This window comes from Francisella sp. 19X1-34 (assembly GCF_041102755.1).
Taxonomy (GTDB): Bacteria; Pseudomonadota; Gammaproteobacteria; order Francisellales; family Francisellaceae; genus Francisella.
Window position 1 is genome coordinate 1 of the sequence record NZ_JBGCTX010000084.1, and the last position, 8,765, is coordinate 8,765.

An 8,765-nucleotide genomic window follows, 5' to 3' on the forward strand; every position below is an offset into this window, starting at 1 on the left:
ACTGTCTTTCAACTTTTAAATAACAACGGTTTAGCTATTTTCAATCTAATTTATATTTTTTGTGCACAGAACCTAATTTACCTATTATTTTTTTTAGATGTTTCTTCATAATAGTTTTAGTATTTATTTCAATAAGTTCAAATTAAAATGGCGCTGGCTTAGATTCGCTTTTTTTTCCATCGTCAAAACCCTTTTTGAAGCTTTTGATTTTGTTTTTTGTATCTGTTGCTGTTTTATTTAAAGATTCTGATGCTTGGTTAGCTTTATTAATAATCGATTTTTTTGCGTTATCTGAACTATTAACTACATCTTTAGATGCATTGGAGAAGTCCTGCTGAATATTTTTAGAAACCTTACCTATGTATGCAGCAGATTCATGGGCTTGGTTTGTCATAGCTACTTCAGCTTTATTAGATTTACTGGAAATATTATCAGCTAATTGATAAGTGCCTTTTTTTGTGTCACTTGCAGCCGACTTGACTGCATTTGAGCTTTTTTGATAATATTTCTGCATAGTGGTTTGACCATCGCTAACGGCATTACCTAATTGCTTACCTACATTATAAGATGAGCTATCCTGTGGTTGAGTTGTTTTTATATTACTCTGTAGTGCATTTGCCATTAGTGGAAATGATGCAAAAGCTAAGCATAGTAATTTAATATATTTATTTTTCACAAGCTATCTCCTTGAAAAAATTATTAGCTCATTCCATTTGCTGCTTGCGCAACATTATTTGTATCTTGACCATGTACTTGATCATCAAACTTATTAAGTTGTGCTTTTGCTTCTTCAGCTTGAATATCATCAGCTGTTTGACAAGTCTGGCATTGTATACTTGATGTTGTTGCTGTTGAGTTACTTGTATAAACTACCTGTTGAGAAGCTTGGGATAATAAAGGAAAACTCATTAACCCTAATACAACCAAAGATACATATTTTTTTTTCATCTTTACCTTACTTAATTTTAATGTCTCCATTATAAAAATTACCATAAAACTCTTGCATTTTCTATATCTTGGGAAGGTTATATGCTACTTATGACTAAAGTTTATATATGATTGTGTTATAATTCACGGAATTAATATCCTAAATAAAACTCTCGTGTAATGATTTCAGAAGCTTCAAAAGAGGAGAAAAAATCAGCTAGAAGTTGGCTCAAAGAGGCGGCTTTACCAGCTAAAAGATGGATTAAGTTAACTGTACTTATAGCTTTTCTAAGTGGAATGTTATTAATTGGGCAGCTATATTTATTGGCTCATATTTCTTATGATGCTTATTTGAAAAAATCAACATTAGGGCAGTTAAGTACTTATTTTGTAGTCATAGTTTTGATTATTTTTATACGAGCTGGACTAAGTTGGTTAAGAGAGATAGTTAGTTATAAAGCAGCTGTTATTGTTAAAAAACAAGTTCGTGAAGATATTCTTGAGCATATTAACAAGTTAGGACCGATACAGTTAAGTAAAATATCAAATGCGAATATAATTAGTAGTCTAATGGAGCAGGTCGAGGGTTTAACAGGGTTGATAACTAAATTTTTGCCTCAGATAATGCTCTCAGGGTTGATGCCATTAGCTATATTAGTGTTTATATTTCCACAAAGCATAGTCTGTGGGGTTATTTTATTGATATGTGCGCCTTTGATACCTCTTTTTATGATAATTGTTGGGCTAGGTGCAGAATCTGAGAATCAGAAGCATTTTAAAACTTTAGCCAGAATGAGCATGACTTTTTTAGATACGCTAAAAGGTCTTACTACTTTAAAGTTATTCGACAAAAGTAAATCTCATAATAAAAAAATATATGAGGCTTCTGATAACTATAGAGTTAGAACTATGAAGGTTTTAAAAATAGCTTTTTTATCATCAGCTGTTTTGGAACTTTTTGCAGCAGCTTCTATTGCTATAGTAGCTATATATTTAGGTATGGGATTTATAAATGCTGGGGCTGATAATAATATTTGGTGGGCTTTACATAACTTAAATCTTCAAGGAGCATTATTTATTCTTTTATTAGCACCTGAGTTTTTTATGCCACTTCGAGAGTTAAGTACTCATTATCATGCAAAAGCTGAGGCTGTTGGAGCAGCTTTAGAGATAGCTAAAATTTTTGAAATGAAACCAGCACAAGTAGAGAGAAGTACAATCTTAAATGATAAGATCGACAGTATTTCTATACAAGGTTTAACAGTTAAGTATGATGACAAAATAGCAATAAATAATATTTCTCTAGATATAAAAAGAGGTGATAAAATCGCTTTAGTAGGAGCTAGTGGTGCAGGTAAAACTACCTTAATAAATACGCTACTTGGCTTTATTGACTATCAAGGTAAGATTTCGGTTAATAATGCCATTGATTTTAAAAATATCGAAGAAAAATCTTGGTTAAGAAACATCTCTTGGCTTGGTCAGAACTCTTCATTATTTAAAGGTTCAATTGAAGAAAACCTTTTGTTAGCAAATCCAAATGCTACAGAAAATGATATTACTAAAGCAGTTGTTGATACTGATCTTAAAAGCTTTGTTGACTCACTAGATAAAGGTCTTTTAACACAAATTGGTGAGCAAAATATTGGGATATCAGGCGGACAAGCTCAGAGGCTTGCTTTAGCTAGGGCATATTTAAAACCACATGATATTTTGATTTTAGACGAACCTACTGCAAGTTTAGATAAGATTAGTGAAGAGAAAATTATTAACTCATTAGTTCAAAATTGGCAAACTAAGACTGTTATTATGTTAACTCATAAACTAAGTTTCTTAGAGTGTGTTGATAAAATAGTTGTTTTAAATGATGGTATGATATCTGAAGTTGGTTCTTTTAATAAGTTAGTTAGTAATAAAAATAGTGACTTTTATCACTTCTATAAAAATGAGGTGACAGCATGAGAAATTTAATTCCTTTTATAAAACTATTTAAAAATCAAACACAATGGATGTTGCTAGGGACACTATTAGCGTGGTCTGCAATACTTATGGGTATTGGACTGATGTCATTATCTGGTTGGTTTATCTCATATACTGGCTATTTAGCGACGACAACATATGCAATAGCAACATCATTTAATTATTTTTATCCAGCTGCAGGAGTGCGCTCTTTTTCTTTAGGCAGGATTGTTAGTAGATATGGTGAGAGAGTTTTAACTCATGAAGCTACTTTTAGAATCTTAACAGATGTGCGTGTGTGGTTTTATGAGAAGCTTGAGCCTCTAGCTCCATCTCACTTATATAGATATAAAAGTGGTGATCTACTTACAAGATTAGTTAATGATATTGCAGCATTAGATAATTTATATGTACGCATCTTGTCACCTACTATAGTATTTATTTTAGCATCGGTGACTATTGCTTTATTATTTTGCTTCTTTAGTTTTACTTTAGCACTACTAACATTTATAGCATTGCTATTTATAGGTTTTATTATACCTTTATTTAGTAGTCTATTGGCGATGAAGAAATCATATAATCTTAATAGTACTAGTGCAGAGCTAAAAACAGATATTACAGAGCATGTAGCATCTCTTGCAGAGTTGAAAATTTTTGATTTAGAAGGCAAGCATTTTGAGAAAATTAGACAGCAAAACTCTAGTTTACTCGACCAAGAGCAGAAAATAAGTATCATAAGTGGTTTAGGTAATGCATTAATGACTTTAGCTTTGGGGCTAACAGTGGTTATGGTAACTGCATTTGCTGTTAAATTAACTGAAGTAGGATATATTAATGGGGCATTTATTGCTTTAATATTTCTTGCAATTATGGCTGTTTTTGAATCGATAGTACCTTTACCTTTAGCGTATCAATATTTGGGTAAAACTCTATCAGCCTCAAAGAGGATCTTAAATATTACTGATGCAAAGCCTGATATAGTGTTTCCAGAAAGCGAATTAGCTATCAATAAATCTAATATTAGTTTTAAAGATGTTTGCTTTAGCTATACAGTAGATCAACCTGTATTAAAAGATTTCTCATTAGAAATTCAAATGAATGAGAAAGTTGCTTTTTTTGCTCCAACTGGCAGTGGTAAGTCAACAGTAATCAACTTGTTAGCGAGATTTTGGGATATAAATAGTGGTGAAATCCTAATTGGCGATAAAAACATTAAAGAGTTTAGTGAAGGTCAATTAAGAAATCAAATGACTATCATAAATCAGTCTCCGCATATTTTTAATACTACTATTAGAGAAAATTTATTGCTTGCTAAATCTGATGCTACAGATGAAGAGCTTAGTCTTGTTTTAGAAAAAGTCCAATTAAAAACATATTTAGAGTCTTTACCAAAAGGTTTAAATACTTGGACAGGCGAGTTAGGTAAACATCTTTCAGGAGGACAGCAAAAACGCCTTGCTCTTGCTAGAGCTTTTTTACAAGATAAGCCAGTTTTGATCTTAGATGAGCCAACAGAAGGACTTGATAAGGAAACCGAAAAATTGGTATTTAAGAATTTAAAAGAGCTTATGATTAATAAAACAGTTATATTTATCACACATAACGCTAAGCTCTTAAATAGCTTTGATAGAGTTATAAAGTTTTAGAATATAAAAACTTGTATTTGTGATTACTTGAGATATATAATGTTAGGACTTTTTTTAAATTTTGTCTTTTTTTAAAGTAGGACATTCAAGTTTACAGCAATTTTAACTGTATATCTATACTATTTTTTTTTCGAAAAATTAATAATTAGAAAACCCTTGCTTAATATATTATTTCCTAAAAAAACTCGTTTTAACTATAGGAGAAGCTAATGAGGGAAATAGTAAGAGTAAGCAGTTTAATATTATTAATGTTATCTACTTGTTTAGGGATATCAAATACAAAGCAGGTTATTAATGAAAATGATAATTTTAATATAAATAGTCAAAAAAAGACAAAAAAGTATGAAACAAATCCTCTTGAGTTATATAGTAAAGTAACTTCTTTAACTATGGCTTTTAATTCCAGATATGGTAAAAAGGCAATGATTCCTAAAAATGCTCAGGATTCTTTAAACTTGATCCTTAAAAACTCTAATATCAAAGAGTACATGGGATCAAAAGACTATAATGGTTATTCTAAAAACTCTAAGTTTTATAAAAGAGCTCAAGCAATGATGAGTGATTTAGAAAATCTTATTGTAGAGTTTAAAAAAATTGGTTTTATTGATGAGATAAAGTCACAAGGCAAAACCCCTGGCATAATGATTGATATAGATAATACTATAGAGCTCACATCATTTGAAGATGATATAAATACAAAGTCAGGGATAGATGATCCAGCAACAAAAAAATTTATTAAAGATGTGTGTTTTAAAGATGGAATAGCATGCTATTTTATAACTGCTAGAACATGTAATAAAAATGAAGCTCTAAATACAGAAGAGTGGTTAGAAAAAAATATTGGCTTATCAAAAGAACAAGTTTCAAAATATGTATTTCTATCCGGAGCTATACATAATAATGCATGCGCTTTTAATCCTAATAATAGCATATAAAGATATCTTAAGAAAAGCTCTTTCACAGACTAGGAATATTTATTGGTTAATGTCTATAGGTGATCAAATGACAGATTGGTTTGGTGAAAATTCTGGTTTAAAGGTTTGGTATCCAAATGAAATGTTTGATAGCTCTATTGTAGAGAATACAAAAAGAGGTAAGAAGCATTTGCAAACTGTCACAGCACCATCAAAAGCATGTTATATGAAGCTAAAGAAATATGTATTGGTTAATAGTACTATTCAATATTGCTCAAAGTTTACAGAGAATAAATTTATAAGAGCTTCTAATTAAGTATATATAAATTTAAGACCACTTGGTTTTTAATAAGAAGTCAATAGGCTTATGTGAAATATTTTTATTTTTGAAAAAACTATGTTTTTAACTTGATTTTATTGTTATATTAAGCAAGAAATAAAAGTGAAGGTAAATAAACAGATATTAAGGGAAGGTTGTGGGTAAAGAAGAAAAGTCTGAAGAAGCCAGTTTTAAATCAAAAATTAAGAAAAAGTCAGTTCAACAATATTTAGATGAAGAGCCAGTGTGGCCAGATGGCACTAAGGTTAATCTTATTCCTCTTTCTAGTATGCAATGGTTTATTTGGTTGTTAGCTACAGCTGGTAAATTTTTTGAAGGCATGATTGTCTTTATGACAGGTATTGCTTTACACTTGATTGCTTATGATTTCCAACTTAGTAATTTGCAAAAAGGTATGATAGGTTCAGCAACTTTAGTTGGGATACTTATCGGAGCATCTTTGCTTGGAAGCTTATCTGACAAATATGGCAGAAAAAATATGTTCATAATTGAGATGATTATATTTTTAGTATGTATTATAGGTGTTTGTTTATCTAGTAGCTTTATAGCTTTGTTTATAATGTTATTGATAGCTGGTATAGCTTTAGGATGTGATTACCCAACTGCTCATTTAATGATTTCAGAGACTATTCCAAGTAGAAACAGAGGTAAATTAGTTTTAGGAGCTTTTGCTTTTCAGGCAGTTGGAGCTCTTGCTGGGACTCTTATAGGATGGCTTGTCTTAGTTGAGATGCCTTCAGTTAATGCGTGGAAGATTATGTACTCGATAGCTATTATTCCAGCAATTTTGGTGGTAATTGGGAGATTTTTTATTCCTAAGAGTCCACATTTTTTAGTAACAAAAGGTGAGTATAAAAAAGCTGAAAGAGCATTAGCTTTTTTATTAAATAGACGACCAAGATATCCTAAAGTTATTAGAATTAAGAAAAAAGACCCTAATGCTGTTACAGAGATAGAAAGAGGTAGCTCATATAAATCATTATTTACAAAATATAGAAAACAAACGATTTTCGCATCATTACCATGGTTTATTCAAGATTTAGGAACTTATGGTATAGGGGTGTTTTTACCGTTAATACTAACTGTGACAATAGGCTCAAAAGTAGATGTTAAGTCTGTAAATGATGTTATAAGTAATGAGATCTTAGCAGCGAAAGGTTCAGCATTTATTGATGTGTTTTTCTTCTTAGGGATTGTATTTGCGATATTTCTATCTGATTATTTAGGAAGAGTGAAGTTACAAATATTTGGATTTATTGGTTGTGCTGTAGGCTTAGCTGTCGCGATGGCTGGTCATATGACAGATAATAATATTATCCTAATATTCTTAGGGTTTATTATCTTCCAATTTATGACAAATATTGGACCAAACGCTCAAACTTATGTAATAGCTGGAGAAGTTTTCCCTACACATGCTAGAGGTAAGGGAGCTGGCTTTGCAGCATCTTTTGCAAAAATTGGAGCTATAATAGCAGCATTTTTATTTCCTATATTAATATCTGTTATAGGAGTTGATATGCTTCTTGTGATATTAGTAATTACCTCTGTTTTAGGAGCTATAGTAACCAAGAGGTTTGGTATTGAAACTAAGGGTATTGATTTAGAAACTATTTAAAATTAAATTTACTCTAATAATTTAGCTCTTTTCTTAATTTATCAATATCTAATTGACCTTGGTATTTAGATATAATTATTGTTCCTATTGAATTACCTATCATATTCGTAATAGCTCTGCCTTCAGACATAAATCTATCTATCCCAAGGATAATAACAATTCCAGCTACAGGTACAACTCCAAGGGCACTAAGAGTACTTGCGAGTATTATAAAACCGCTACCTGTAACACCAGCGGCACCTTTTGAGCTAATTACCATAATTAGAAGCATAAATACCTGTTGGCTTAATGTAAGCTCAATACCTAGTGCTTGAGCTATGAATATTGCAGCTAAAGATAAGTAAATAGCTGTGCCATCAAGGTTGAAAGAGTAGCCTGTTGGTATTACAAGCCCAACTACTGATTTGTTACATCCTAAATTCTCTAGCTTCTCCATAAGATTTGGTAATACTGTTTCAGAAGAAGAAGTCCCTAAAACAATAAAAATTTCTGTTTTTATATAGCCTAATAGCTTAAAAATACTAATACCACAATATAGCTTAAGGATCGCTCCTAGAAAAACAATTAAAAATAAAAAACAAGTAATATAAAAGCATAACAATAGACCGAGTAAGCTTAATAATGTACTTGTTCCATAGGTTGCTATGGTATAGCCAATAGCAGCACAAGCAGCAATTGGAGAGTAGTGCATAATTACATGAATAATTTTGAAAAAGACCTTTGAAAGGCTTTGTATGGCATTAAGTATAGGTTTACTTTCTTCACCATATAGTACAAGTCCAACAGCAAATAATATAGAAACAAAAAGAACCTGTAATATATCACCATGAGTAAAAGCCCCAACAAATGTATGTGGGATAATATTCATAAAAAAATCTTGAATATTTTCAACATGCTCAACATTTCCCATATATGATTTTGCAGCAGTTGCATCTAATGAGTTTGGATCTATATTCATACCTAATCCAGGATGAAGCAGGTTAGCAGTAACCATGCCGATAGCTAGAGCAACTATGGTCATAGCAAAGAAATAAAGTAGAGCAATTCCTCCGATTTTACCAACTGTTTTGAGATCTTTCATTGCTGCAATACCTGAAACTAAAGTTAAGAATATTACAGGAGCAATCATAAGTTTAATGAGTTTAACAAAAACATCAGCAAAAGGTTTGATGGCTATAGCTATACTGGGTATAAATATACCAAGTAAAATTCCTATAAGTATTCCTAATAATACTTGGGCATAAAGGTGGCGAAATATTTTCATAGTTATTAATTAATAGATATCAACTAGGCTCTGTGCACAAAAATAAATTTTCATCGAAGCCAAATAAAAGTACAAGCTAATTTAATCATTCCTATATATG

At 31.0% G+C, this 8,765-nt stretch carries 8 protein-coding genes; 5 read left to right on the top strand and 3 right to left on the bottom strand.

Annotation, left to right across the window (positions count from 1 at the left end; genetic code table 11):
• Window positions 1-142: 142 nt before the first annotated feature.
• Together AB8E56_RS10600 and AB8E56_RS10605 are read right to left on the bottom strand one after the other, a co-directional pair.
• Window positions 143-676, bottom strand: a complete 534-nt coding sequence (locus tag AB8E56_RS10600; RefSeq protein ID WP_329480912.1) for a hypothetical protein — start codon at window positions 674-676, stop codon at window positions 143-145.
• 23 nt (window positions 677-699) lie between these two features.
• Complete coding sequence (locus tag AB8E56_RS10605; RefSeq protein ID WP_329480914.1) at window positions 700-948, bottom strand: hypothetical protein; 249 nt, start codon at window positions 946-948, stop codon at window positions 700-702.
• Window positions 949-1,107: 159 nt separating this feature from the next.
• Here AB8E56_RS10605 and cydD point away from each other — a divergent pair, with 159 nt between their 5' ends.
• The 5 genes from cydD to AB8E56_RS10630 all read left to right on the top strand — a co-directional run bounded on the left by cydD (window position 1,108) and on the right by AB8E56_RS10630 (window position 7,401).
• A complete protein-coding gene (gene cydD / locus AB8E56_RS10610) occupies window positions 1,108-2,889 on the top strand; it encodes a cysteine/glutathione ABC transporter permease/ATP-binding protein CydD (RefSeq protein ID WP_329480916.1) in 1,782 nt (593 codons plus the stop codon).
• On the top strand, window positions 2,886-4,532 hold the full coding sequence (cydC, locus tag AB8E56_RS10615; RefSeq protein WP_329480918.1) for a cysteine/glutathione ABC transporter ATP-binding protein/permease CydC: 1,647 nt from the start codon (window positions 2,886-2,888) through the stop codon (window positions 4,530-4,532). The genes cydD and cydC overlap by 4 nt, the downstream gene beginning before the upstream one ends.
• Before the next feature lie 209 nt (window positions 4,533-4,741).
• A complete protein-coding gene (locus AB8E56_RS10620) occupies window positions 4,742-5,467 on the top strand; it encodes a hypothetical protein (protein ID WP_329480920.1) in 726 nt (241 codons plus the stop codon).
• The gene (locus tag AB8E56_RS10625; protein WP_329480922.1) at window positions 5,433-5,762 is read left to right on the top strand and encodes a hypothetical protein; all 330 of its coding nucleotides are present in this window, start codon (window positions 5,433-5,435) and stop codon (window positions 5,760-5,762) included. Before AB8E56_RS10620 ends, AB8E56_RS10625 begins: the two co-directional genes overlap by 35 nt.
• 160 nt (window positions 5,763-5,922) lie before the next feature.
• Window positions 5,923-7,401 (top strand): MFS transporter, encoded by a 1,479-nt coding sequence (locus tag AB8E56_RS10630; RefSeq protein WP_329480924.1) that lies wholly within the window; start codon window positions 5,923-5,925, stop codon window positions 7,399-7,401.
• A 13-nt stretch (window positions 7,402-7,414) separates the two neighbouring features.
• Here AB8E56_RS10630 and dctA read toward each other — a convergent pair whose 3' ends face one another.
• The gene (gene dctA / locus AB8E56_RS10635) at window positions 7,415-8,665 is read right to left on the bottom strand and encodes a C4-dicarboxylate transporter DctA (protein ID WP_329480926.1); all 1,251 of its coding nucleotides are present in this window, start codon (window positions 8,663-8,665) and stop codon (window positions 7,415-7,417) included.
• Between the last annotated feature and the right edge of the window lie 100 nt (window positions 8,666-8,765).